23 protein-coding genes and 1 tRNA gene are annotated in these 25,676 nt (G+C 62.1%); 13 read left to right on the top strand and 11 right to left on the bottom strand.

Annotated elements, in window-relative coordinates:
- Nucleotides 1-22: 22 nt before the first annotated feature.
- The 5 genes from trpE to fabI form a co-directional block, all read right to left on the bottom strand.
- A complete protein-coding gene (gene trpE, locus ACR0JC_RS03150) occupies nt 23-1,534 on the bottom strand; it encodes an anthranilate synthase component I (protein ID WP_170338978.1) in 1,512 nt (503 codons plus the stop codon).
- 11 nt (nt 1,535-1,545) lie between these two features.
- Nucleotides 1,546-3,387 carry a peptidyl-prolyl cis-trans isomerase gene (locus ACR0JC_RS03145; RefSeq protein ID WP_170338981.1) on the bottom strand — a complete coding sequence of 614 codons (1,842 nt, stop codon included), beginning with the start codon at nt 3,385-3,387 and terminating at the stop codon, nt 1,546-1,548.
- Nucleotides 3,388-3,468: 81 nt separating this feature from the next.
- Nucleotides 3,469-4,644, bottom strand: coding sequence for an aminotransferase (locus tag ACR0JC_RS03140; protein ID WP_170338983.1), 1,176 nt, complete (start codon nt 4,642-4,644; stop codon nt 3,469-3,471).
- Nucleotides 4,645-4,684: 40 nt separating this feature from the next.
- A complete protein-coding gene (gene gpt / locus ACR0JC_RS03135) occupies nt 4,685-5,194 on the bottom strand; it encodes a xanthine phosphoribosyltransferase (protein WP_093962173.1) in 510 nt (169 codons plus the stop codon).
- Nucleotides 5,195-5,198: 4 nt separating this feature from the next.
- On the bottom strand, nt 5,199-6,005 hold the full coding sequence (gene fabI, locus ACR0JC_RS03130; RefSeq protein WP_170338985.1) for an enoyl-ACP reductase FabI: 807 nt from the start codon (nt 6,003-6,005) through the stop codon (nt 5,199-5,201).
- A 135-nt stretch (nt 6,006-6,140) separates the two neighbouring features.
- Here fabI and pdxH point away from each other — a divergent pair, with 135 nt between their 5' ends.
- From pdxH to ACR0JC_RS03110, 4 genes are all read left to right on the top strand, one after another.
- Nucleotides 6,141-6,746, top strand: coding sequence for a pyridoxamine 5'-phosphate oxidase (gene pdxH, locus ACR0JC_RS03125; protein ID WP_170338987.1), 606 nt, complete (start codon nt 6,141-6,143; stop codon nt 6,744-6,746).
- Between the two features lie 121 nt (nt 6,747-6,867).
- Nucleotides 6,868-7,395 (top strand): cold-shock protein, encoded by a 528-nt coding sequence (locus tag ACR0JC_RS03120; protein WP_093962172.1) that lies wholly within the window; start codon nt 6,868-6,870, stop codon nt 7,393-7,395.
- A 12-nt stretch (nt 7,396-7,407) separates the two neighbouring features.
- Nucleotides 7,408-7,869 (top strand): DUF192 domain-containing protein, encoded by a 462-nt coding sequence (locus ACR0JC_RS03115; RefSeq protein WP_170340046.1) that lies wholly within the window; start codon nt 7,408-7,410, stop codon nt 7,867-7,869.
- Nucleotides 7,870-7,912: 43 nt separating this feature from the next.
- A tRNA-Pro gene (locus tag ACR0JC_RS03110) sits at nt 7,913-7,989 on the top strand.
- 6 nt (nt 7,990-7,995) lie between these two features.
- Here ACR0JC_RS03110 and ACR0JC_RS03105 read toward each other — a convergent pair.
- Nucleotides 7,996-8,436 carry a hypothetical protein gene (locus ACR0JC_RS03105; protein WP_367646430.1) on the bottom strand — a complete coding sequence of 147 codons (441 nt, stop codon included), beginning with the start codon at nt 8,434-8,436 and terminating at the stop codon, nt 7,996-7,998.
- 522 nt (nt 8,437-8,958) lie between these two features.
- Here ACR0JC_RS03105 and ACR0JC_RS03100 point away from each other — a divergent pair.
- Nucleotides 8,959-12,585, top strand: a complete 3,627-nt coding sequence (locus ACR0JC_RS03100) for a vitamin B12-dependent ribonucleotide reductase (protein WP_170338991.1) — start codon at nt 8,959-8,961, stop codon at nt 12,583-12,585.
- A 541-nt stretch (nt 12,586-13,126) separates the two neighbouring features.
- The gene (locus ACR0JC_RS03095; protein ID WP_170338993.1) at nt 13,127-13,372 is read left to right on the top strand and encodes an EF-hand domain-containing protein; all 246 of its coding nucleotides are present in this window, start codon (nt 13,127-13,129) and stop codon (nt 13,370-13,372) included.
- 51 nt (nt 13,373-13,423) lie between these two features.
- Here ACR0JC_RS03095 and ACR0JC_RS03090 read toward each other — a convergent pair whose 3' ends face one another.
- Nucleotides 13,424-14,968, bottom strand: coding sequence for a trimethylamine methyltransferase family protein (locus ACR0JC_RS03090; RefSeq protein WP_170338995.1), 1,545 nt, complete (start codon nt 14,966-14,968; stop codon nt 13,424-13,426).
- Between the two features lie 415 nt (nt 14,969-15,383).
- Here ACR0JC_RS03090 and ACR0JC_RS03085 point away from each other — a divergent pair, with 415 nt between their 5' ends.
- Entirely contained in the window at nt 15,384-15,902 is a 519-nt protein-coding gene (locus ACR0JC_RS03085; protein WP_170338997.1) for an outer membrane protein, read from the top strand.
- Nucleotides 15,903-15,918: 16 nt separating this feature from the next.
- Here the strand turns inward: ACR0JC_RS03085 and ACR0JC_RS03080 are convergent, their stop codons facing one another.
- Entirely contained in the window at nt 15,919-17,106 is a 1,188-nt protein-coding gene (locus ACR0JC_RS03080) for a pyridoxal phosphate-dependent aminotransferase (protein ID WP_170339000.1), read from the bottom strand.
- 265 nt (nt 17,107-17,371) lie between these two features.
- Here ACR0JC_RS03080 and cysS point away from each other — a divergent pair, with 265 nt between their 5' ends.
- Genes cysS through ACR0JC_RS03065 form a run of 3 tightly spaced genes read left to right on the top strand, consistent with a single transcriptional unit; the run spans nt 17,372 to nt 21,182 of the window.
- The gene (gene cysS, locus ACR0JC_RS03075) at nt 17,372-18,772 is read left to right on the top strand and encodes a cysteine--tRNA ligase (RefSeq protein WP_170339002.1); all 1,401 of its coding nucleotides are present in this window, start codon (nt 17,372-17,374) and stop codon (nt 18,770-18,772) included.
- Nucleotides 18,769-20,403, top strand: coding sequence for a citramalate synthase (cimA, locus tag ACR0JC_RS03070; RefSeq protein WP_170339004.1), 1,635 nt, complete (start codon nt 18,769-18,771; stop codon nt 20,401-20,403). The genes cysS and cimA overlap by 4 nt, the downstream gene beginning before the upstream one ends.
- 2 nt (nt 20,404-20,405) lie before the next feature.
- Nucleotides 20,406-21,182 carry a squalene/phytoene synthase family protein gene (locus ACR0JC_RS03065; RefSeq protein ID WP_170340048.1) on the top strand — a complete coding sequence of 259 codons (777 nt, stop codon included), beginning with the start codon at nt 20,406-20,408 and terminating at the stop codon, nt 21,180-21,182.
- Here the strand turns inward: ACR0JC_RS03065 and ACR0JC_RS03060 are convergent, their stop codons facing one another.
- On the bottom strand, nt 21,183-22,409 hold the full coding sequence (locus ACR0JC_RS03060) for an MFS transporter (RefSeq protein ID WP_170390708.1): 1,227 nt from the start codon (nt 22,407-22,409) through the stop codon (nt 21,183-21,185).
- Between the two features lie 97 nt (nt 22,410-22,506).
- Here ACR0JC_RS03060 and ACR0JC_RS03055 point away from each other — a divergent pair, with 97 nt between their 5' ends.
- Together ACR0JC_RS03055 and ACR0JC_RS03050 are read left to right on the top strand one after the other, a co-directional pair.
- Nucleotides 22,507-23,139 carry a DNA-3-methyladenine glycosylase family protein gene (locus ACR0JC_RS03055; protein WP_480763188.1) on the top strand — a complete coding sequence of 211 codons (633 nt, stop codon included), beginning with the start codon at nt 22,507-22,509 and terminating at the stop codon, nt 23,137-23,139.
- Nucleotides 23,136-23,801, top strand: coding sequence for an alpha/beta hydrolase (locus ACR0JC_RS03050; RefSeq protein WP_170338468.1), 666 nt, complete (start codon nt 23,136-23,138; stop codon nt 23,799-23,801). Before ACR0JC_RS03055 ends, ACR0JC_RS03050 begins: the two co-directional genes overlap by 4 nt.
- 10 nt (nt 23,802-23,811) lie before the next feature.
- Here the strand turns inward: ACR0JC_RS03050 and ACR0JC_RS03045 are convergent, their stop codons facing one another.
- Together ACR0JC_RS03045 and ACR0JC_RS03040 are read right to left on the bottom strand one after the other, a co-directional pair.
- Nucleotides 23,812-24,237: a VOC family protein gene (locus ACR0JC_RS03045; protein ID WP_170339010.1), complete on the bottom strand. Its 426-nt coding sequence runs from the start codon at nt 24,235-24,237 to the stop codon at nt 23,812-23,814.
- Nucleotides 24,238-24,268: 31 nt separating this feature from the next.
- Nucleotides 24,269-24,874: a pseudouridine synthase gene (locus ACR0JC_RS03040; RefSeq protein ID WP_170340050.1), complete on the bottom strand. Its 606-nt coding sequence runs from the start codon at nt 24,872-24,874 to the stop codon at nt 24,269-24,271.
- Between the two features lie 213 nt (nt 24,875-25,087).
- Between ACR0JC_RS03040 and ACR0JC_RS03035 the strand changes: the two genes are divergently transcribed.
- The gene (locus tag ACR0JC_RS03035) at nt 25,088-25,675 is read left to right on the top strand and encodes an HNH endonuclease (RefSeq protein ID WP_093962158.1); all 588 of its coding nucleotides are present in this window, start codon (nt 25,088-25,090) and stop codon (nt 25,673-25,675) included.
- Nucleotide 25,676: the final 1 nt, after the last annotated feature.

The raw sequence follows: 25,676 nt of genomic DNA, 5'->3' as shown, positions 1-25,676 counted from the left end.
CGGCCAGATTGGCCGCCTTTTTTTATGAATTCCCGGATCCGGTGAACCGCGCCGCATCCGCCGCAGCTCGCCTGATGGCATTCGATTTGTGCACGGTTTCCATGTATTCGGCCTCGGGGTCGCTGTCATAGACGACACCACCACCGGCCTGGATATACAGTTTCTGGTCCTTCACGATGGCCGTACGCAGCGCGATGCACATGTCCATGTCGCCACCGGCGCTGAAATAGCCGACACCGCCGCCGTAGACACCGCGCTTTTCGGGTTCCAACTCGTCGATGATCTGCATCGCCCGGACCTTCGGTGCGCCTGACACCGTGCCCGCAGGCATCCCGGCAAAGAAGGCGTCCAGGGCATCCTTGTCGTCGGCCAACTCGCCCACAACGTTCGACACGATATGCATCACGTGGCTGTAGCGCTCAATGATGAATTCCTCGGTCGGGCGGACGGTGCCGATTTTGGACACGCGTCCTGTGTCGTTGCGGCCCAGGTCCAGCAGCATGAGGTGCTCGGCCAGTTCCTTTTTGTCGGCCAGCAAATCCAGCTCGTTCGCCTTGTCCTCTTCGGGGGTGGCACCGCGAGGACGTGTTCCGGCGATCGGCCGGATGGTCACTTCGTTGCCGAACACGCGCACGAGTATCTCGGGGCTGGCGCCGATCACCTGGAAGCCACCGAAGTTGAAATAGAACATGAACGGCGACGGATTCGTGCGGCGCAAGGAACGATACAGCGCAAAGGGCGGCAGCGGAAAATCTTGTGTCCAGCGTTGTGCCGGAACCACCTGGAAGATGTCACCAGCCCGGATGTACTCCTTGGCCTTTTCCACGGCTTCCATGTAGCCCGACTTGGTGAAGTTGGATACCGGCGGCGCGATCTCGTGTGCTTCGCCCAGATCTCGAGACTCCGAGGGCATTGCGCGTTCCAGGTCGCGCACCGCGTCCATCACACGCTCGGCCGCCTGTGCGTAGGCGGCCTTGGCTGACTGCCCGTCGCTGGCCCAGGCCGGAGACACAATGGTGACTTCGCCTTTCACGCCGTCCAGGACCGCAACCACCGACGGACGCAGCAGTATCGCATCCGGCAGCCCCAAAGGATCGGGGTTCACATCCGGCAGGTGTTCGACAAGGCGCACCATGTCGTATCCCAGATAACCGAACAGGCCGGCGGCTGCCTGGGGCAGGTCATCGGGCAAGTCGATGCGGCTTTCGGCGAGCAGCGCACGCAGGTTGTCCATCGGGTTGCCATCTTGCGCGTCGAACGCATCCGCATCAAACCGCGCCGAACGGTTCAATTCCGAAGTTTCGCCCCGACAGCGCCAGATCAGATCCGGCTTCATCCCGATGATCGAATACCGCCCGCGAACTTCGCCTCCGGTCACCGATTCAAGGACGAAGGCGTCCTTCTGAGCGCCCGTCAGCTTGAGCATCAGCGAAACCGGCGTGTCCAGATCCGCGGCCAGACGGGTATAAACGACTTGGTTCTGTCCGGCCTCATAGGCGCGGGCAAAGCTGTCGAAATCGGGTGTCAGAGCCATTTTCGTTCCGGTCAGAAGTTGGCCTGAACCGCGTTCAGCGCGCGTTGGTCCAGGGTCGGCCGCGCGCGTGTCTGAGCGTCGCGCACATAGATGTCGAAGATGTTTTGGGCCAGTGCCTGGTTCAGCTGAGCGGCAGCGGCCTCTTGCATCAGGCGCTGTTCGTCGGATTCCGCAGGCGGAAGAACCTCGTCCAGCCGCACGATGAATGCCGCATCCGGTCCGGCGATCACGCGCAGTTCATTGGGCTCCATCTCAAAGATCTGGGTCATGAAATCGGCCGGAACGTTATCCAGAAACGCGGTGCGGGTCAGCGCGTTTTCGACACGGAATGGCAGTCCGGTCGCCGTGAAATCACCGTCGACGGCCAATTGAGTCACGATGCCGTTGGCCTGTTCCTCAAGCGCCTTGGCTGTCTGTTCCTGTACCCATGCGGCGGCGACGCGGTCGCGTGCGGACTCCAGCGGCTCGGGGCGCGGCGGCAGAACCTCATCCAGTCGCAGGGCAAAGATCGAACCATCCTCGAGGAATCCGATTTCAGGGAAGTCATCTTCGCGGACGGCCTGTGCAGCCTGGCGGAAGCCGTCATACGCGGCGATGCCGTCGTCGCTTTGACGGGTCCAGTCAATCTTGCCAAGCTCCATTTCGGTTTCGTTGGCCAATTCTTCCAGCGTGGCGCCGCCGGCCAGCATGTCGTTGATGTCTTCGGCCTGGCTTTCGATCAGGCGCCGGGCGCGTTCACCAGCCAGCTCTGCACGCAGTTCCGGTTCGGCGTCCTCAAAGCTCACGTTCTGTTCGGCCAGCGATCCGTTGACCCGGAACAGGGCCGGACCAAAGACCGAGGGCAGGGGACCCACGACCTGATCAATCTCTGCGGCAAAAACGGCATCCGCGGCCTCGCCCAAATCTTCGCGGGTCACATCACCCAGATCGACACTGCTCAGTTCAAGTTCGCGCTCGCGTACCAGCTGCTCAAAATCCGCCCCGCCGACTTCCAGCTGTGCCATCGCCGCAGTCGCCTCTTCTTCCGTGGGGTAGACCAACCGCTCAACCAGACGACGTTCGGGTTGCTGATACTGGTCCTTGCGCTGTTCATACAGGCGCTTGAGCGCGTCTTCGTCGATTTCGACCGTATCCTGCAGCATCTCCGGCGACAGGACGGCGTAGGTGATCTTTTTGGTGCGCGGCAGGGTGAACCGATCGGTATTCGCGTCGTAATACGCTTGGACCTCGGCGTCTGTCGGCTCTGGGATCGGGGTCGTCAGGGCGTCCGGCGACAGAGTTGCGACGGTAAAGCTGCGGCGAGCGAGAACATAGTCGGCCAGGGCCTTGGTCATGATCGCGGGCATTTCAACACCGTCCATCACCGCGCCTTGGACGATTGTCCGCGCTGTTTCCTTTCGCAGGTCTTCCTCGAACTCGGTTTCGGTCATGCCGATCTGTTCCAACTGGAACCGGTAGGCTTCGCGGTCAAAAGATCCGTCAGGGCCCTGAAAGGCCTGAATACCCACGATTTCCTTCTGCAGGTTGGCATCACCGATCGAAACACCCAGCTGTGCGACCTCGTTGTTCAGGGCTGCCAGCGAAACCAGACGCGCCAAGGCCCGCTGATCCAGCCCCAGCTCGCGGGCCTGTGACATCTGCATCGGTTGACCGGTCTGCGCCTCGACCGCGCGGATTTCGCGCTGTAGCTCGCGGACATAGGCATCGACCGAAACGTCCTCATCCCCGACCTGGGCGACTGTGCGAACCGTTCCGCTGAGGTTGACGGCGCCAAAACCGGCAAGACCCAGCATCAGCATGCCCATGAGAATCCAGACGAAGGTTTTGGAGAGTTTGTTAATGCCTGCGGCCATAGTGCCCTCTTGGATCTTGCGGCAGGGTTCTGCCGTGACTGTTGCGGCCCTGAATACGACGCGGGATGCCGGGGGGCAAGCTCAGAAGGACAGAGCCTGCAAGCGGTCGAACAATAGCCCGATTCCGGCACGGTCCAGATTGGCAAAAGCAATGCGCACCTGGCGTTTCCCGGCGGGGTCGTAATCGGGCATGAACATCGTGCCCGGCAGCAGCAGAATACCGGCCTCGGCGACCAATCTGCGCGCCAATTCGTCCGACGGCATGTCGAACGGGTGTTCGAGATAGGCGAAATAGGCCCCCAGACCCAGCAGCCGCCAGCCCTTGTCGGTCAGGCGGGGCATGCTCTCGGTGATTGCGGCGCGGCGATCCAGAATCTCGGCGCGTTCGCCCGCCAGCCATTGAGACAGGTTCTGCATCCCCCACAGCGCCGCGAACTGGCCCATCTGGCCCGGGCAGATGGCGACGGTGTCGAGGAATTTCTCAACCTCGGCCAGCAGCGGCGCACCTGTGGCGATCGCGCCCACGCGGTGACCGGTCAGGCGGTAGGCCTTCGAGAAGGAATAGAGATGCACCAGCGTCCGATCCCAGTCGGGCTGCTGGAACAGCGCGTGCGGCGGGCCGCTGCGGCTGTCGAAATCACGATAGGTTTCATCGACCAGCAGGCGCAGGCCATGCTGTTGCGCCAGGTCATAGAAGGCGCGGACCAGATCCGCCGGGTATTCGACGCCACCCGGGTTGTTGGGCGTGACCAGCGCGATCGCGCGTGTGCGCTCGGTGATCAGCGCGCACGCCTGTTCCGGATCGGGCAGCAGGTCCGACCCGGTCGGCAGATCAACCGCCCGCACACCGGCCATGTCCAACCACATTTTATGGTTGAAATACCAAGGCGTTGGCAGGATGACCTCATCCCCCTGATCGGTGATCGCCGAGATGACCGAGGCAAAGGCCTGATTGCAGCCCGAGGTGATGGCTGTCTGCTCCGGCCGAACCTCGGCAGCGTAGTGATCGCCGATCTCACGCGCGAGCTCCGTGCGCAGATCGGGGTTGCCCAATACCGGGCCGTAGAGATGCGCGGCGTCCTGATTGATCGCAAAATCAGCCATCGCCTGCCGCAGCGCCAAAGGCGGCGGATCGACCGGCGCCGCCTGGCTGACATTGATCAGCGGGCGGTCTTCCGAGAACGTGACCCCTTCGAGCCAACGCCGCGCCTCCATCACCGGAGGGGCGAAGGTGGCGGCGGTGCGGGTCAATGTCATCGGGTGTCCGGTCTTGCTGATTTCTGGTGGATAAGTGGGATCAGTCAGTGCCGCGATAGGGCTCAACGTATTGCAGGGCCATATCCCAAGGGAAGAAGATCCAGGTGTCCTGGCTGACCTCGGTGATATAGGTGTCAACCATTGGGCGGCCCTTGGGCTTGGCATAGACCGTGGCGAAATGGGCCTTGGGGTACATCTTGCGCACCAGTTCCAGCGTCTTGCCGCTGTCGACCAGGTCGTCGATGATCAGCACGCCCTCACCATCCCCCATCAGATCGGCATCGGGGGCCTTGAGAACCTCTGCCTCGCCACGTTCCTGATGGTGATAGGATTTGACGCTGATCGTATCGACGGTGCGGATGTCCAGCTCTCGGCTGACGATCATCGCGGGTGCCATGCCGCCGCGCGTGATCGCCACCACGGCGCGCCAAGCACCGTCATCGGGACCCTGACCGTCCAGCCGCCAGGCCAACGCGCGCGAGTCACGGTGAATCTGGTCCCAGCTGATGTGAAAGCCTTTTTCGTGGGGCAGGCGGTCCTTTGCGCTCATGGTCTTATCCCTTTTCCACATCCGGCGCGTCGACGGCTTTCATGCCTACGATGTGATAACCCGAGTCAACGTGCAGGTTTTCACCGGTCACGCCGCTGCTGAGGTCGGACAGAAGATAAAGGGCCGATTTGCCCACGTCATCGATGGTCACGTTGCGGCGCAGGGGCGAGTTGTATTCGTTCCACTTCATGATGTAGCGGAAGTCGCCGATGCCGCTGGCGGCGAGGGTTTTGATCGGTCCGGCCGAGATCGCGTTGACGCGGATGTTGTCCTTGCCCAGGTCCTCGGCCAGGTATTTCACCGACGCCTCGAGCGCGGCCTTGGCCACACCCATGACATTGTAGTGCGGCATGACCTGCTCGGCGCCGTAATAGGTCAGGGTGATGGCGCTGCCGCCGTCGGTCATCAGCTTCTCGGCGCGTTGCATCACCGCCGTGAAGGAATAGACTGACACATCCATCGTCAGCTTGAAATTCGCGCGCGACGTGTCGACATAGCGGCCGCGAAGTTCGTTCTTGTCGGAGAAACCAATGGCGTGGACCACGAAATCCAGCTTGCCCCATTTCTCTTTCAGTGCCGCGAACAACTCGTCGATCGACTGTTCGTTGCTGACGTCACAGGGCAGGACGATCTCGCTCCCCAGTTGGGCCGCCAACGGGTCGACCCGTTTTTTCAGTGCATCCCCCTGATAAGAGAAAGCCAGTTCGGCTCCGGCTTCGGACAAGGCGCGGGCGATTCCCCATGCGATTGATTTGTCATTGGCCAGTCCCATGATGAGGCCGCGCTTGCCGGCCATCAACTGATTTGACATGTTCGGTTCTCCGCCTGTCGTCGCGATGTGTTGCGTTGGTTTATGCCATTGATTGCGCTGCATCAAGGCCATGCACTCTTGCCCGGGGCGGGTTCTCGCCGTAGGGTCATGTTCAATTCGTTCCAGGGGATGGACATGAGTGAGCGAAACGGCATCTTTGCCGGTGACGATCCGTTCGTGATCGCGGCCCGTTGGTTGGCCGAGGCCGAAAAGACGGAACCGAACGATCCGAACGCGATTGCCCTGGCGACCGTGGACCCCGATGGTATGCCGAACGCACGGATGGTGTTGCTGAAGGATATCGAGGCGGACTCCTTCGTTTTCTATACCAACTATCACAGTGCCAAGGCCCAAGAGCTGGATGCGGCCGGCAAAGCCGCCTTTGTGATGCACTGGAAATCACTGCGGCGTCAGATCCGGGTTCGTGGTACAATCACCAAAGAAGACGGTCCCTTGGCCGACGAATATTATGCGTCACGCTCGCTGAAAAGCCGGCTGGGTGCCTGGGCATCGCGACAGTCGGAACCTCTGAGCAGCCGGGCTGCTTTGATGGCCGAAGTTGCAAAGGTGACGGCAAAGCTGGGATCCAACCCGCCGAGGCCCGAATTCTGGGGTGGCTACAGGCTGATGCCGGTTGAAATCGAGTTTTGGGCGGATGGTGCCTTTCGGCTGCACGACAGGTTCCGCTGGCGGCGCGACCCGTCCGAGCAAAAGTGGAACGTACAGAGGTTGAATCCATGACGTTCGCGTATCGTGAAATGCAACACACGGAAATGTCTGAATTTTTTCAGCTTGAATTTGCCCGACGTTTCCATACACATCAGACCCCTAACGACCCTTTGAATCTCGTGATGGGAACACCGTGCCAGAAGACCTGAACAGCATGTACCGCGTTCGTGGACACGTAAAATGGTTTGACCCCGCAAAGGGGTATGGCTTTGTCGTGTCCGACGATGGCGGTCCTGATATCCTGCTGCACGTGAACGTTCTGAGGAACTTCGGGCAAAGTTCGGTCGCGGATGGCGCGGGCATTGAGATCATGACTCACCGCACGGATCGTGGGGTTCAAGCGGTTGAGGTCGTGAGCATCGATCCGCCCGAGCGCGCCGACTCGGTGATGCTGGCGGATTTCGCCGAAATGGATCCCAATGAGATCGCGCATGCGCCGCTAGAGGCCGCGCGCGTCAAGTGGTTCGACAAGAGCAAGGGTTTCGGCTTTGCCAATGTCTTCGGCCGCAGCGAGGACGTGTTTCTGCATATCGAAGTTCTGCGCCGGTCCGGGTTGGCGGATCTCCAGCCGGGCGAGGCGCTGGCGATGCGGGTCATCGACGGCAAGCGGGGGCGCATGGCCGCACAAGTGCTTGCGTGGGAATCCGCGCTCAATGACTGAGCGCTGCGCGTGATGCGGATTCTGGCCGGTCTTCTTTTGAGTATTTTTCTGTCACAAGGCGCCTTTGCTGAATGCCGGTCTGACCGGGTCGACCTTCGCAATGACAAGGCACAGGTCCGGTTTCTGGTCGAATTGGCCGTTTCTCCGCAGGAGCGGGCAAAGGGTTTAATGTTCCGCGAAAGCATGCCACAGGGCGAAGGGATGCTGTTCGTGTTCGATCCGCCCCAGCCGGTCGCATTCTGGATGAAGAACACCTTGATCCCGCTGGACATGATCTTTCTGGATCGCACTGGAGTGGTGACCCATGTTCATTCCGACGCCGTGCCGGGGGATTTGACCCCAATCGAGGGCGGCGATTCGGTCTTTGCAGTCCTTGAGGTCAATGCGGGACTGGCCGCCCGTTACTCGATCGCACCAGGTACGGTCATGCGCCACGAAATTTTTTCGCAAGGCTATGCAATCTGGCCCTGTTAGGGCTTTTCAAATCCGAATGACGCCGTTAGGAAGGCGCACGGTCCGGGGCGTGGCGCAGTCTGGTAGCGCACCTGTTTTGGGTACAGGGGGTCGTGAGTTCGAATCTCGCCGCCCCGACCACTTTCCTTACAACGGAGTTCCACCGAAATAACGGTAGAGCCGTGTCAACTCATCATCCAGAACCGAGCTTTCGACGGGAACCTTGATCGTCGCTCCGTCCTTCTGGGGGACTAGGAAAAACAACTCGGCATCTACCCGGTAACCGGCCTGATTGCGGGTCGAAGACATGCGGCGCACCCCTTTGGGCAAGTCCTGCGGGTAACCGTCATAGTTGAGGATCAAGAACGCGGTGGTTTCCGGAGGCAGAGAGGAACGGCACTCGAAACTGCTGCGCTCGGGCCGTGTGAACCGTTCCTCCGGACCTTCGCAGCTGATCTCGAACGTGCTGAATAACTGATCGGGGTATTCGGCGAACTGAGCACTGCGTGAAGACTGTTCCGGCTCGGGCGTCGCACAAGCGGCCAGCAAGGTAAGGACCGGAAACAAACGGAAAATCGAGGTTCTCACGGCGCACTCCGTCATTTGTGTGTCGTGATGCGCCGCGTTGCGCTGCCACGAAGATTGGTGATTCTCCTCACAGTATGGGGCACGGGCGGGCAGGTGACCATTTTCTCGTAACCGGGCCGGGAAAAAAGAAAATCCGATTTGACCGATCTACACGGTTTTGTGGACAGCGTTGTGGAGGAATCGGCGCGTTCTGCCTTGGCCCATCCTGCGGTTTTGCGGTCAACAGAAAAGTTTTGGTTCGGAGCCAAAAAATGCCGTTGACCAACTATGGGTAGATACGCCAGATTGTATGGGCCGAGTGAGTTGCCACTAAATCTGGTAGGAATAGCCAGAGTTGGCATAGGGCGAGGGTCGGAAAGCACTCCAAACTGACGTGCGACCGTGCAAACGGGTTTGCGCTGCCAAAGGCAGCGCCCGGTCCTCTGCGTCCCTGATCGGCGGTCAAGGCGGGCGGCACCCCGCCACAAAACGGAATTGGTGCCGGACAACCGAATTTGGGCTGATTGATCTAGGGCGGCGGACATGAAGATTGAAAGAACATTTACCAAGGCAGGGCAAGACGCATACGCAGAGTTGGACTTCGTGTCCGTCACGTCCGAGATCCGCAATCCGGATGGAACGATCGTGTTCCGCCTTGATAACATCGAGGTCCCCTCTCGGTGGAGCCAGGTCGCCAGCGACGTGATCGCTCAGAAGTATTTCCGCAAGGCCGGCGTTCCCAGCAAACTGAAAAAAGTCCGTGAGAAGGACGTGCCCGAGTTTCTGTGGCGCTCGGTTCCGGCCGACGATGCCGAATTTGGTGGCGAAACGTCTTCGAAGCAGGTTTTTGACCGCCTCGCGGGTGCCTGGGCCTATTGGGGCTGGAAGGGCGGTTACTTCTCGACCGAGGAAGACGCGCGCGCCTATTTCGACGAGATGCGCTACATGCTGGCGACCCAGCGCGCCGCGCCGAACAGCCCGCAATGGTTCAACACCGGTCTGCACTGGGCCTATGGGATCGACGGCCCGGCCCAAGGTCACCACTATGTGGACTACAAAACCGGCAAGCTGACAAAGTCGAAATCGGCCTATGAACATCCGCAGCCGCACGCGTGCTTCATCCAGTCGGTCGATGACGACCTGGTGAACGAAGGCGGCATCATGGATCTGTGGGTGCGCGAGGCGCGCCTGTTCAAATACGGCTCGGGTACCGGGACCAACTTCAGCCATCTGCGTGCAGAAGGCGAAGCGCTGTCGGGTGGCGGCAAGTCCTCGGGCCTCATGGGCTTTCTCAAGATCGGCGACCGCGCCGCTGGCGCGATCAAATCAGGCGGGACAACCCGTCGGGCAGCAAAGATGGTGATCGTCGATGCAGATCACCCTGACATCGAGCAATTCATCGAATGGAAGGTGATCGAAGAGCAGAAGGTGGCCTCGATCGTTGCTGGATCGAAGATGCACGAGAAGATGCTGAACGGCATTTTCGAGGCCATCCGCGCTTGGGACGGCGCACAGGACGACGCCTATGACCCCAAGAAAAACGACGCGCTGAAAGCGGCGATCCGCGAAGCGAAAAAGGTCGCGATCCCCGAGACTTATATCAAGCGCGTGCTGGATTATGCCAAGCAGGGCCACGACAGCATCGAGTTCCCGACCTATGACACCGACTGGGACTCTGAGGCCTACAGCTCGGTCTCGGGGCAGAACTCGAACAACTCGATCCGTGTGACCAACGCTTTCCTGAAGGCGGTAGAGAAAGATGCCGATTGGGAGCTGATCAACCGTACCGACGGCAAGGTTGCCCGGACGGTCAAGGCACGCGATCTGTGGGAAAAAGTCGGCCACGCGGCCTGGGCCTGCGCCGATCCGGGCATTCAATTCCACGACACGGTCAATGAATGGCACACTTGCCCTGAAGACGGCGAGATTCGTGGTTCGAACCCGTGCTCAGAGTACATGTTCCTGGATGACACGGCCTGCAACCTGGCTTCGATGAACCTGTTGACCTTCCTGAGGGATGGCGAGTTCCAGGCGGCCGACTACATGCACGCGGCCCGTCTCTGGACGCTGACGCTCGAGATCTCGGTAACAATGGCGCAGTTCCCGTCGAAAGAGATCGCGCAGCTGTCTTACGACTTCCGTACGCTGGGTCTGGGCTATGCCAACATCGGCGGCTTGCTGATGAACATGGGCTATGGATACGACTCGGACGAGGGTCGTGCGATCTGTGGCGCACTGACCGCGATCATGACCGGCGTTGCCTATGCCACCTCGGCCGAGATCGCCGGAGAGCTGGGGCCGTTCGCCGGCTACAAGCGCAACGCCGAGCATATGCTGCGGGTCATCCGCAACCACCGTCGCGCTGCGCAGGGTGTGACCGAGGGCTATGAGAAGCTGTCGGTCAAGCCGGTGCCGCTGGATCACGCCAACTGTCCGGACAAACGCCTTGTCGATCTGGCCATGAGTGCCTGGGACGAAGCGTTGAGCTTGGGCGAGAAGAACGGCTATCGCAACGCGCAGGCCACGGTGATTGCGCCGACCGGCACGATCGGTCTGGTGATGGACTGCGACACCACCGGGATCGAGCCCGACTTTGCGCTGGTGAAGTTCAAGAAACTGGCCGGGGGCGGCTACTTCAAGATCATCAACCGCTCGGTGCCGTCGGCGCTGGAAAAGCTGGGCTATTCCTCGGCCCAGATCGAGGAGATCGTGTCCTACGCGGTGGGTCACGGCACCTTGGGCAACGCGCCGGGGATCAACCACACCTCGCTGACCGGTCACGGGTTCGGCCCGAATGAACTGGCCAAGATCGATGCCGCGCTGGAAAGCGCGTTCGACATCCGGTTCGTCTTCAACCAGTGGACGCTGGGCGAGGATTTCTGCACCGGTGTTCTGGGCATACCGGCCAGCAAGCTGAACGATCCGACCTTTGACATGCTGCGCCATCTGGGCTTCAGCAAGTCGGATATCGACGCGGCCAACGACCATGTCTGCGGCACCATGACCCTGGAAGGGGCCCCGCATCTGAAGCCCGAGCACTACTCGATCTTCGACTGCGCCAACCCCTGCGGCAAGAAGGGCAAGCGGTTCCTGGGTGTTGACAGCCACATCACCATGATGGCTGCGGCGCAGAGCTTCATCTCGGGCGCGATCAGCAAGACGATCAACATGCCCAATGACGCCACGATCGAAGATTGCCAGAAGGCCTACGAGCTGTCCTGGAGCCTGGGCGTCAAGGCCAACGCGCTGTATCGCGACGGGTCCAAGCTCAGCCAGCCGCTGGCGGCGGCGCTGGTCGAGGATGACGACGAAGCGGCTGAAATCCTCGAAAGCGGCTCGATCCAGGAAAAGGCAGTGACTCTGGCCGAGAAGGTCGTCGAAAAGGTGGTGGTCAAAGAGATCATCCGCAGTCACCGCGAAAAGCTGCCGCACCGTCGCAAGGGGTATACCCAAAAGGCGATCGTGGGCGGGCACAAAGTCTATCTGCGCACCGGCGAATTCGAAGATGGGCAACTGGGTGAGATATTCATCGACATGCACAAGGAAGGCGCTGGCTTCCGAGCGATGATGAACAACTTCGCCATCGCCGTCTCGGTCGGTCTGCAATATGGCGTGCCGCTGGAAGAGTTTGTCGACGCCTTCACCTTCACCAAGTTCGAACCCGCCGGGATGGTTCAAGGCAACGACTCGATCAAAAACGCCACGTCGATCCTCGACTACATCTTCCGCGAACTGGCCGTGTCGTACCTGGATCGCACCGACCTGGCGCATGTGAAGCCCGAAGGTGCAACATTCGACGACCTGGGTCGTGGCGAGGAAGAGGGTGTATCGAACGTCTCGGAGATCAGCGACAGCGCGGCTTCGAAATCCCTGGAGGTGCTGAAACAGATCAGCTCGACCGGTTATTTGCGCAAGCGTTTGCCGCAGGACCTGATGATGTTCAACGGTGCTGCCGAAGCGACCGGGCTGTCCGAAGCGGCCGTGACCTTTGAAACCAAGAGCGAAACCACTGTCGTCACCGAAACGGCCACCGGGATGGATGCCCGGACAAAAGCCAAAATGCAGGGATACGAGGGTGACCCTTGTGGCGAATGCGGAAACTACACGCTGGTGCGCAACGGCACCTGCATGAAATGCAACACCTGCGGGGCAACCAGCGGGTGTAGCTAAGGCAAACGCCCCGCCAGGCGGGGTGTAGGGACCTGGATTTCCCCCCGGACTTCCGGTCCCGACGAATTCGGAGCAGGGCAAAACCTGAGACTTACCCTAGGTCGCCCTGGTCCACTCGGCCGGCATGCCCGTGCTGGCCGGGAACAGGGTGGGGCGGAATATCGGTCCTTCCCACTCTCTCACGGGGCGGGTGCGCTCGTCCCATGTGCAGTCCAGGCCGCAGGCAAAAAAACACCGGGCGGTCAACGAATTGAGCCTGGAAGGCAAAACTGACAGGGGGCTTCGGCCCCCTTTCTTTTTTGCGACTCGGTCAGGCTGAGCGGCGGATTGCCGGGAACAGGGGTACCGATGAGGGAAGTTGTGCCGATGCGCTGGCGGACGGCTTGGCGCAGCGAAAGCTTGCGAATCCAAATGGCCCAAACGGGCAGGGATTGGCGCGAATTGCGGGAAAATCTCTTCGGCCGATGACAGTGCGGCTGAGCGGGTGTTTGGTGTGCCTGTCCGGACAGACTACCACAAACCCCCTATCAGGAGACTGACAATGAACTCTCAGAAACTGGCCGTTCTGGCCGCAGTTGCCCTCGGGTTCCCTGCGCTTGCATTCGCGCAGAGCTCGGCTGACGCAAATGGCGACGGTGTTCTGACCATCGAAGAGGTTCAGGCCGTTGTGCCCGACATGGATGCCGATGCGTTCTCGCTTTTGGACGCGAATGGTGACGGCGCTTTGGATGAGGCCGAAATTGCAGCCGCGCAAGAATCCGGTCTGCTGCCGCCCAGCAACGGTTAACAGCTTGAAGCACGAGGCAGCCCAGAGCGATCTGGGCTGCTTTTCAATTGGTTATGCAGGCAAATGAATGTTGAATTTGCTTCTGAGTTCCGCATCCAGCGCCGGATCGAATCGCGCCGGAGACGGAGCGCCAAGGATCTCTTCTTTGCGTGCGGTGGCCTTTTCGACCAGGTCCGGCTTGCCCAGTTCTGCCCATTCCTTGGGCGAGGTCCGGTCGCCAAGCGCCGGATAGACATAGTCGGCCTGCATCCGGCTGAGTGTTGCGTCCGTTCCCAGGTAGTGACCCGGGCCACCGAGACAGACCGACGCGATCTGGTCCAGCGCCAGCGTGTCGTCCGTGACCTCGATCCCACGAACGCATCGCAGGGCCTGACCGATCAGATCGTCACCAAGGATCAGGCTTTCAAAGCAGAAACCCAGCAGCGAAGCGTGCATGCCCGCTGCTTCGTAGACCATGTTCAGGCCGGACAGCCCGGCCATGACGTTGGAACACATCTGCTCCCATCCGGCTTGCATGTCGGGCAGCTTGGAGTCCGAAGCACCTGCTGCAGCGCCGCCGGGCAGGTCATAGAATTTGTGCATCTGGGCGCAGCCTGCCGTCAACAGGGCCTGCTCGCCAGACCCGACGCTCATCGCACCGGTCCTGAGATCAAGGCCAAAGGGCCAAGTGCCAAAAACCGCCGGAGCGCCTGGGCTTACGGCGTTTACATAAACCAGACCGGCCAAGCATTCCGCCGTAGCCTGGACAATCGCACCGGCCACCGTTGACGGGGCGGTGGCGCCCGCCATCCCAGCGGATAGCAACAGGACCGGCATCCCCGCCTTGATGCATTCTTCCATCACCTGACAGCTCTCGGTCGCGAATTTCATCGGAGGCACGACAAAGCAGTTGGAGTTCGAAACGAAGGGCCGCTCACGCCATTTGTCCTCGCCGCCAGCGATCATATGCAGCATTTCCATGGCCGGAGCCACATAACTGGGGTCTGTGAAGGATGTTCCGATATGCTTGTAAGTTCCAGAACAACAAGCATAAATCGTGTTCAGATCCATTTCGCGGTTGTCGGTGATGTCGCGGCAGACCATGGGGCGCTGCACGAAATGGATATTGTCCAGTTGTTCGCAAATCCGCGCGGCATCGTGCAAGTCCTGCACTGTCGAGTCGCGGTAATTGCGTGCCTGGGCGTCGACCATGCTGACGGCTGCCCCGGCGGTTCCATAATGAACACGTCCGCCGGACAGTTCGAGATCGGTTTTGCCGTCGCGGCTGTACAGCGTGACCGAGCGGTTGGCGCGGGCGATCGTGTCCTCGACCAGCGCCCGGGGGAAACGGATACGCCCGTCATCGCCCAGCGTACAGCCGGCATTCACCAGGTAATCGATCCCGCTGGGTGGTGCGTCGGCCAGACCGATGGTTTCGAGCGCATCGAGAGCGGCGGAGTGAATACGCTCCATGTCCTGTTGGCTGAGCGGTTTGTAGGTGCCGCCCTCAAGCCCCGGGCGGACGGGGCGCAGATGTTCGGGCAGGGCCGCGGCACGGGCGGCCCGACGGGCGGCACGGCCGCCACTGCGGGACGTTGAGCGGGATTGGTCGTTCATGGTGAGGATTCCAAATTAAAAGTCAGGTCAAAGGGGGGAAGCTTCAACCCGTCACGGCCGTCCTCGTGCCGCACGCCCCCGATCGGCACCGATGGTGCGGCTGATCAGGCAAATCTTCCAAATATCGTTTGGCATGTGGTCCTCAACTCCTGCGACGAATGGTGTCAGGGTCCGAGCAAGCAATCTGTCCTGTTTGCGACCGATGTCGCTTTTGGCCTCGAAAATTTGGAACGTCGATGAACGCCGCAGGAAATCCTCACGCAAAGGGCGAAATATGTTATGCTTCCATTACTTATTGTTAAGATTTGCGTGACTTGAATTGATCTGACGGCACCAAAGCACATGTGTAATTGAGGTGCACATCACCGCATCTGTTGCAATCGCAAAGGGTGCTGAACGAAAACCGGAGGTCTGCATGAAACTGATCCGCGCCTTGCTGTCGGCCCTGCTGATTCCAGCGGCGCAGGTGGCGTTGGCCGAGGATTGGACCGGACCTTATGCCGGGTTCACCTTCGGTTATACCGACGCGGACGGCCCCGGCGGCAGTGGAGGCAATTCGGGCAGCATCGGCGCGAATATCGGATACGATCTGGATCTGGGCAGCTTCGTCGTCGGGGGTGAGTTGGAGTATGATCGACTGAATCTCGACCTAGGCGCCTCGGAGGGCAGTTTGGACAGCGTGTCCCGCGTGAAACTGCGCGGTGGGTACGAGTTCGGGCCCGCTTTGGGCTACGTCGTGGTGGGTGCCGCGCGGGCGAATACTTCGGGCGACAGCGACACAGCAGCAGTCTACGGGATCGGCGTCGCTTATCCTTTGGGCGACCGGCTGATTATCAGTGGCGAAGCCTTGCGGCAGAATTTCAACGATGTCACGCGGTCGCGCGGCGATCTGGATACCAACACCTTCAATCTGCGCACGACCTTCCGGTTCTGAACGAAACCCGTCTCGGTCACTCGGCCGCTGTCTGACCCGCCAGCCGGGCAGCGAAATCGCATAGGGTCTGAAGAGCGGCGGCGAACCGATCATCATCAATGGTCATGGCAACGCGCACATGCCCTGCGGCGGCTTGGCCGAAGCTTTCGCCGGGCATGACCGCGATGGCGTGGGTGTCCAGCAGCGCATTGGCGAAGTCTTCGCCGCTTTGCCCCGTCGCGCGGATGTCCAGCATCAGGTACATCGCGCCTTGTGCGGGGATCAGGCCCACCGTGTTCTGTCGGGCCAGAACCTGCATCGCCAGGGCGCGGCGGCGGCGGAAGGGGGCCGCAACCTCTTCTTCCAGTTCGTCCCCCGCGGTCAGCGCATAACTGGCAGCGTCCTGTATGAATCCCGGAACCCCGTAGGTGGTGTGCGTGGCAAGGTTGATCAGATGTTCGATGGCCTCTTCGGGGCCAACGATCCAACCGCAGCGCGATCCGGTCATGGCGTGGGATTTCGACATCGAGCCCACGACCAGGGTGCGGTCGGCCATACCGGGCAGGGCGCGGGGCGACAGGTGCGCGCCTTCCCAGATCTGCGTGTCATAGACCTCGTCCGAGATCAGCCAGAGGTTCCGCTCGCGGCACAGATCGGCAATCTCGGTCAGGGTCTCGCGGGAATAGACGACCCCGGTCGGGTTGTTTGGCGTGTTGATCAGCAGCGAAGCGGCACCCTCGGCCTGTTCCGCGATCATGGCTGCGTCAGGCTGAAAGGCGTCCTCGGCCCGGGTCTGAACCGCGCGCGCGACAGCGACCGCTCCGCGGATCGTACCGGGGTAGGTGGCGTAGAACGGATCAAGATAGAGGCCCACATCGCCCGGGTCGCACGCAGCCATATGCGCGGCGAACAGCGCGGCCTGTCCGCCCGGGGTGATTAGCACGTTGTGGCGCGTGGTGGGAACACCCGTGCGGGTCTGCACCCGCGCGGCCACGGTATCGCGCAGCAGATCCGTGCCCGGCACCATGGCGTATCCGGTATGGCCCGCACGCGCCGACCGGTCCATCTCGGCCAGGATCGAGGGGTGGGTACGGATGTCATGCTCGCCGATGGTCAGCTCGGTCACGGCTTGGCCTTCGGCGATCATGCGGCGCGCACGATAGAACACGTCCCACCCGTCCGAACCTCCTCCGGTCAGATGCGTGATGCGGTGCGAAAGTTTCATGGCGCGCCTCCGTTGCAGCAAGCCCGCCGAATGGGTCAGAGCCGCGGTGATTTGTCAATCAGCTTCCCCGGTTGGCAACAGAAGTCTTGGCGCGCGGGACCGGGCGTGCTATGCGGTGGGCCATGAACCGGACGACCTGCATCATTATCTGCTGCATTCCCTGCTGAACTTTCACGCGGGCCGGTTTCTTTCGTTTTCTTCCCTGAGACAAGTTGCTAAGCCCGCGTCAACGCGCACGCTATTGCTGTATCCAGGAGTCAGACGCATGACGACGATCAAACTGCACAACACGCGGACCCGGACGAAGGAAGACTTCGTTCCGATCGATCCTGACAACGTGCGGATGTATGTCTGCGGACCCACCGTGTATGACCGGGCGCATCTGGGCAACGCGCGGCCCGTGGTGGTATTTGACGTGCTGTATCGCCTGCTGCGTCACGTCTACGGGCCCGAGCATGTGACCTATGTGCGCAACTTCACCGACGTCGATGACAAGATCAACGCGACGGCCTTGGCGCGCAAGCAGGCCGGGGCCGAAGGAACGCTCGAGCAGTTGGTGCAGGAGCGGTCGGACGAGACGATCGGGTGGTACCTGCATGACATGGGCGCGCTGGGGACGCTGGAGCCCGACCAGATGCCGCGGGCCACGCGGTATATCGACCAGATGATCGCGATGATCGAGGACCTGATCGCCAAGGGGCACGCCTATAAGGCCGAGGGGCATGTTCTGTTCGCGGTGGACAGCTGGCGCGACGAGTATGGCAAGCTGTCGGGTCGGTCGGTCGATGACATGATCGCAGGCGCGCGGGTCGAGGTGGCGCCCTACAAGAAGAACCCGATGGATTTTGTGCTGTGGAAGCCCTCGGACGATGAACTGCCCGGTTGGGAGTCGCCCTGGGGTCGAGGGCGTCCGGGCTGGCATATCGAGTGCTCGGCCATGAGCTATGAGTTGCTGGGCGAAAGTTTCGACATCCATGGCGGCGGCAATGACCTGATGTTCCCGCACCACGAAAACGAGATCGCCCAGAGCAAATGCGCCCATCCGCACGGCGAATTCGCGCGCTATTGGCTGCATAACGAGATGCTGCAGGTCGAGGGCAAGAAAATGTCCAAGTCGCTGGGCAATTTCTTCACCGTGCATGACCTGCTGGATCAGGGCGTGCCGGGCGAGGTGATCCGGTTCGTCTTCCTGCAGACCCACTATCGCAAGCCGATGGACTGGACCGAGAAGAAGGCGCGCGAAGCCGAGGCCACGTTGCGCAAGTGGCGGGCGCTGACTGCGGGCATCGAACCCGCAGCCAGCGCGGCGCCCGCGGTGATCGAGGCGCTTGCCGATGACCTCAACTCGGCGGGCGCCCTGGCCGAGCTGCACCGTCTGGCCTCGGACGGCGACGCCGCGACCTTGCTGGCCAGTGCGCGGGTCTTGGGCCTGTTGGAGCCTGACATGGGGGCCTGGGCCGAAACCGACGGCGTGGATCTGTCGGCCCATGCCGACCGTCTGGCCCGTGTTCGGGCCGAGGCGATGCAGACCAAGGATTTCGCGGAAGTGGATCGGTTGAAGGCCGCCTATCTGGCGGCTGGTCTGGAAGTGCGGATGAGCAAGGACGGGGTCGAACTGGTGCCCGGCGCGGGCTTTGACGCCAGCAGGCTGGAGGGCGTGGAATGACCAAAGAGCGCCTGTACCTCTATGACACCACGCTGCGCGACGGGCAGCAGACGCAGGGCGTTCAGTTCTCGACCGCCGAAAAGGTCCAGATCGCGCAGGCGCTGGATGCTTTGGGGGTGGACTATATCGAAGGCGGCTGGCCCGGCGCGAACCCCACCGACAGCGCGTTTTTTGACGCCGCGCCCAAGACGCGCGCGCGCCTGACCGCCTTTGGCATGACCAAGCGGGCCGGGCGCTCGGCCGAGAATGACGACGTGCTGGCCGCCGTCATGAACGCCGGTACGCGGGCGGTCTGTCTGGTGGGCAAGTCACATGACTATCACGTGACCGACGCGCTGGGGATCTCGCTGGAGGAGAATGTCGAGAACGTCCGCGCCTCGGTCGCGCATATCGCCGCGCAGGGGCGCGAGGCGCTGTTCGATGCCGAGCATTTCTTTGACGGCTACAAGGACAACCCCGCCTATGCCATGCAGGTCTGCGAGGCGGCGCTCGAGGCCGGTGCCCGCTGGGTGGTGTTGTGCGACACCAATGGCGGCGCGCTGCCGGCCGAAGTGGGGCGGATCGTGTCCGAGCTGATCGCAGCGGGTTTTCCTGGCGACCGGCTGGGCATCCACACCCACAACGACACCGAAAATGCCGTGGCCTGTTCTCTGGCGGCCGTGGATGCCGGCGCGCGCCAGATCCAAGGCACGTTGAACGGGCTGGGTGAGCGCTGCGGCAACGCAAACCTGACCGCGCTGATCCCGACGCTGCTGTTGAAAGAACCCTATGCCTCGACCTTCGAGATCGGGGTCAGCCGCGACGCGCTGACCGGTCTGACCCGCATCAGCCGCATGCTGGACGACATCCTGAACCGGGTGCCCAGCAAACAGGCGGCCTATGTCGGCGCCTCGGCCTTTGCGCACAAGGCGGGGCTGCATGCCAGCGCGATCCTCAAGGACCCTTCGACCTATGAACATGTCGACCCGGCGACCGTTGGCAATGCGCGGATCATTCCGATGTCGAACCAGGCGGGGCAGTCGAACCTGCGCAAACGCCTGACCGAGGCCGGGTTGCAGGTAAAGCCGGGAGACCCGGCGCTGGGGCGCATCCTGGAACGGATCAAGGCGCGCGAGGCCGAGGGGTATTCCTATGACACCGCGCAGGCCAGTTTCGAGCTGTTGGCCCGCGATGAACTGGGCCAGCTACCGCAATTCTTCGAGGTCAAGCGCTACAAGGTCACCGTCGAGCGGCGCAAGAACAAGTACAACCAGATGGTCAGCCTGTCCGAGGCGGTCGTCGTGGTGAAGGTGGACGGTGAGAAGAAGTTGTCGGTCAGTGAGTCGATGGACGAGAGCGGCAACGACCGTGGCCCGGTGAACGCGCTGGCCAAGGCGTTGGCCAAGGATTTGGGGCAGTACTCGCCCATTCTGGACGATATGCACCTGGTGGACTTCAAGGTCCGCATCACCCAAGGCGGGACCGAAGCCGTGACCCGCGTCATCATCGACAGCGAAGACGGGCAGGGGCGGCGTTGGTCCACGGTTGGGGTCAGCGCGAACATCGTCGATGCCTCGTTCGAGGCGCTGCTGGAAGCGATCCAGTGGAAGCTGGTGCGCGACTGCAGCCCGCAATCGGTGGTGGCCGAGTGAGCGTGACCTTCGACGACGACGTCAAGGCCTGCGCGGCGCTGGTCCACCGGGCCGACCCCGATCGGTTCATGGCCGCGATGGCGGCGCCGGTTCAGGCGCGGGCCGTGCTGTTTCCGATCTATGCGATGAACATCGAGGTCGCCCGCGCGCCGTGGGTCACCCAAGAGCCGATGATCGCGGAAATGCGCCTGCAATGGTGGCGCGACGCGCTGCAGGAGATCGCCGAAGGGCCCTCCGTGCGGCGGCACGAGGTGGTCACGCCCCTGTCGCGCGTCCTGTCCCCGCATCTGGCGGCGATGCTGGATGAATTCGTGGCCGTAAGGCGTTGGGATATCTACCGGGATCCGTTCGAGGATGAGGAACACTTCGAGGCCTACCTGACGCACAGCGCAGGGTCGCTGATGGTCGCCTCGGCGCAAGCCCTGGGTGCCGCCGACGAAACGGTCCTGCGCGATTTTGGCTCCGCGGTCGGTGTGGCGAACTGGTTCCGAGCCATCCCCGAGCTTGAGGCCCGCGGGCGCGTCCCCCTGTTGGACGGGACACCGGACGGGGTGCGCCAATTGGCCGAGCGCGCGCTGGACCGGATGGCCGCGGCCCGGGCGCGTCGCGCCGATGTTTCGGATCAGGCACGCCCTGCGCTTTATGTCGGCTGGCAGGCAGACCGCGTCCTGCGTAATGTTCTGGCTGAGCCCGGTCGGGTCGCTGCTGGTGCGCTGGACGTGGGCGAGATCCGACGGCGCGTGTCACTGATCTGGACCGCGACCACCGGTCGGTGGTGATCAGGAGAGTTTGGCCTCGCGGGGTCTGAGCACCAGCCACAGCAGCGCGCCGCCCGCCAAAGTCAGCAACGGCACCATCGCCAGGTTGACGGCGGTCCATCCCTCGACCGGGGATCCGCCCGAACAGTTCATCAATCCGCCCGAGGCCAGCGACGCAATCGTCACGCCTCCGAACACCAACAGGTCGTTCAGGCCCTGCACACGGCCGCGTTCATGCACATCGTGCTCGGCCGCCAGCATGCTGGTGGCACCGATGAAGCCGAAGTTCCAGCCGATGCCAAGCAGCACGAGGGCCAGAAAGAAGTTCCCGATCTCAACGCCCTGCAGCGCGACGACACCCGCGCCGCCCAAAATCGCCAACCCGATGGCGACCATCTTCTCGGCCCCGAACCGGGCGATCAGATGGCCGGTGAAGAAACTGGGAACATACATCGCCAGAACGTGGCTGGTGACCACATCCGCCGCATCCCCTTCGGAGAAGCCACAGCCGACAACGGCCAGCGGCGTCGAAGTCATCACAAGGTTCATCAGCGCGTATGAGACCATGGCACAGATGATGGCCACGGCGATGCGCGGAGTCTTCAGCAGCTCGAGCCGCGACCGGCCTTTGGGTGCATCCTGTGACGGGCGGTCGGGGGTCGGAATGTCCAGAAACAGGAACAGGACCGACCCGATGACGTTCACCGCGATCACCGCGAAATATGTGCCCAGGAACGGAATGACATAGGCCTGCGAGGTCAGCTTGACGATCTGCGGCCCGATGATAGCCGCAGCCAGACCACCGGCCATGACGTACGAGATCGCCTTGGGCCGGAACGCGTCCGACGCGGTATCGGCGGCGGCAAAGCGATAGAAGCCATGTGCGCTCATGTAGATGCCGGTCAGCAGGCTGCCGACAAGAAAGACGGGAAACGACCCCAGGTACAGGCCATAGGCGCCCACGGCGCCGCCCACCGCTCCGGCGGTGGCGCCGACGAGGAACCCGGCGCGGCGGCCCCAGCGCTGCATGATGGCCGAGACCGGCGTGGCCGCCAGCATCGACCCCAGAACGATCAGCGAAATCGGCAGCGTGGCCAGGCAAGCGTTGCTGGCCAGCGACTGGCCCGCCAATCCGCCGACGATGAAGATCATCGGCATCTGTGCGCCCAGAATCGCCTGCGCCGCCACCAGAACGGCAACGTTGCGCTTAGCGCGGGTATCGTCGGGGGCGGTGCTGGTCATCGTCATGCGCAAATGGGTATCGGCGAACCGGCGGACATACAAGCGGGTTGCATATGCGACAAAGCAGCCTAACCTGCGCCCCGAACCGCCACCCGGAGCAGCCATGACCGTTGGTCGAATTATCGAGACACCAGAATGCGTTGCGGAAGGGGCCGAGTGGCTGTCTGACGCCTGTCCGCGCATGGCGCACGCGATCGAACTGACCCGCCCGTTGCCCCTGCGCCGCCGGCCCGACGGCTTCGCGCAACTGCTCAGCGCCATCGTCAGCCAGCAGGTCAGCGTGGCCTCGGCCAACGCGATCTGGGGGCGGATGCAGCAGGCGGGCCTGACCGGGCCGCGCAAGATCAAATGGGCCACCGATGATGAGCTGCGCGCAGTGGGGTTGAGCCGTCAGAAGATCCGTTATGCCCGGGCGTTGGCCGAGGCGCGGATCGACTACAAGGCCCTGCGCGACGCACCCGATGACGTGGTCATTGCGACCCTGACGCAGGTGCCGGGTATCGGGGTCTGGACGGCCGAGATCTATGCAATGTTCTCGCTGGGGCGGGCGGATGTGATCGCGCCGGGCGATCTGGCCCTGCAGGAGGCCGCGCGGATGTTGTACAGCCTGCCGGATCGGCCGACCGACAAGGCGCTGCGGCAGATGGCCGAGGCGTGGTCGCCGTGGCGGTCGGTTGCAGCCCGGGTTCTGTGGGCCTATTACCGCGTGGCCAAGGATAGGGAAGGGATCAGATGACAAGGGTTTTGAACGCGCTCCGCAAAGAGCCGGTTTCGGGCGACACGCGCTCGGTCGTGGTGTTCGTGCACGGCTATGGCGCCAACGGGGCCGATCTGCTGGGGCTTGCGGATGTTCTGGGCGAACACCTGCCCGACACGCTGTTCGTGGCCCCCGACGCGCCCGAGCAGATCCCCGGCATGCCCAACGGGTATCAGTGGTTTCCGATCCCGTGGATCGACGGCTCGTCCGAGGAAGAGGCTCGGCGCGGCATGGAAATGGCGGTCGAGGATTTCAACGCCTTTCTCGATGCCCTGATGGTGGACGAGGACGTGCTGCCCGAGCAGGTGGTGCTGTTCGGCTTTTCCCAGGGCAGCATGATGAGCCTGCACGTGGCTCCGCGCCGCGAAGATCCGGTGGCCGGAGTGATCGCGTTTTCCGGCCGCCTGCTGGAGCCGGACCTGCTGGCCGACGAGGTGGTCAGCCGGATGCCTGTACTGCTGGTTCATGGAGATGCCGATGACGTGGTGCCGCCGCAATCGCTGCCCGAGGCCGCCGAGGCCCTGCAGCGCGCAGGCTTCAAGGAGGTCTTTGCTCATGTCATGAAGGGCACCGGCCACGGTATCGCGCCCGACGGGCTGGGCGTCGCCTTGGCCTTCATGCGCGACAAGCTGAGCCTGTGACGCGGGAGGGTCACCCCCAGAGGTGACCCTCGGCAAACTCCACCGAATTTCCGGCCGGGTCTCGCACATAGAGCGATCGTGCCCCGTTGGGCCAGTCAAACTCGGCCTCGACCGGGACGTTCCAGTCCAGCAGATGCTTGCGCATCAACGCGATCTGGTCGCGCGTCAGGATCAGGCACACATGCCCCGGACCGCGTGCGCCATGCGGCGGCACCGGCAGGTCAGGGTTGGTCGTGGGCTGTTTCGTCTGGTCCGGGTTGAACAACAGCAACACCGAGGCGCCGACCCGAAAGAACACATGCCGACCTTTGACGCGCTGAATGCGTTCCAAGCCCAGTACCTCGCCATAGAACCGTTCGGCGGCGTCCAGATCATCGACATACAGCGCGGCCTCGAGAATGCCCGAAGGCGACGGGATTCCGGCTGCTACTTTCATGGAGATATGATAGCGGAAATCGCCGAAAAAGTCACCGCCGCGGTCGCCGGTCCCGTTTGCGTTGGGGGGCGGTTTCCAGAACGGGCATCGGCAAGCTGTCCCAGCTGCCGGGTGCGAGATCGTCCAGTGTCCAGTCTCCGATCTGGGCGCGGATCAGGCGCAGGGTGGGGTGGCCCACGGCGGCCGTCATGCGGCGCACCTGCCGGTTGCGCCCCTCGCGCAGGGTCAGTTCCAGCCAGCAATCCGACACCGTCTTGCGTTCGCGGATTGGGGGCGTGCGTGGCCACAGACCCTCGGGTTCGTCGATCAGCCGCGCCTTGGCTGGGCGGGTCATGCCGTCATTCAACTCGACCCCGTCGCGCAGGGCCCGAATGGCAGCCGCATCCGGGATGCCCTCGACCTGGGCCCAATAGGTTTTGGGCATTTTGTGCTTGGGATCCGAGATCTGGGATTGCAGCCGCCCATTGTCAGTCAACAGCATCAGCCCCTCACTGTCACGGTCCAGCCGCCCGGCCGGATAGACCCCCGGCAGGTCGATGAAATCCGACAGGTTGCTGCGGGGCGAGTCGGCATTTTGCCGGTCGGTGAACTGCGGCAGCACGTCAAAGGGTTTGTTGAAGCGGATGAACCATGACATGAGCTCCGCCATACTCTCAGTTCCGGACCTGCGCAAGCTGTGGATAACTGTCACGTGATTGTTACGGATTCAGAATAGTCCGTTACCGAGATGTTGTGGAAAAACAGGACTTGTCAGAGTTTTAACACGATATATAGTTAAGTTAAGACCGGGGCGGGTGCTCCCCGCTCTGGTGTCCCATACAGGCAGCCGAGAGCGAGGAGCGATTCAGCCATGGACGGAGATTTCAGGACCGAATTTGTCAGGGAGCCAGGTGCCCTCAAGCACCATCCGGCATTGGTTTTGAACGCCGATTATCGCCCGCTTTCCTACTATCCGCTGTCGCTGTGGCCCTGGCAGGAGGCGATAAAGGCCGCCTGGCTGGACCGGGTCGATATCGTCGCCGAGTATGACGAAGTGGTCCGCAGCCCGAGTACGGTGATCCGAATACCGTCGGTGGTTGTCCTGAAAGACTATGTGAAACCCAGAAAGCGCGTGGCCTTCACGCGCTTTAATTTATTTCTTAGGGATGAATTCCGCTGCCAGTACTGCGGCAGCCGGGGCGAACTGACTTTCGACCATGTCGTGCCGCGTGCAGCAGGGGGTGTCACAAGTTGGCAGAACGTGGTGGCCGCCTGCAGTCCATGCAATCTGCGCAAGGGGTCGAAATCGCTGCGTCAGGCGGGGATGAGCCTGCGCAAGCCGCCTCGGCAGCCTGACGCCAGTATGCTGCAGAATATCGGACGGAAATTTCCGCCGAACCACCTGCACGAAAGCTGGATCGACTTTCTGTATTGGGATGCGGAACTGGACGCCCAGTAGG

It is taken from the genome of Ruegeria sp. CH5 (assembly GCF_056537025.1).
The sequence above is the reverse complement of the archived record's forward strand: the minus strand, read 5'-3'. Positions and strand labels throughout refer to the sequence as shown.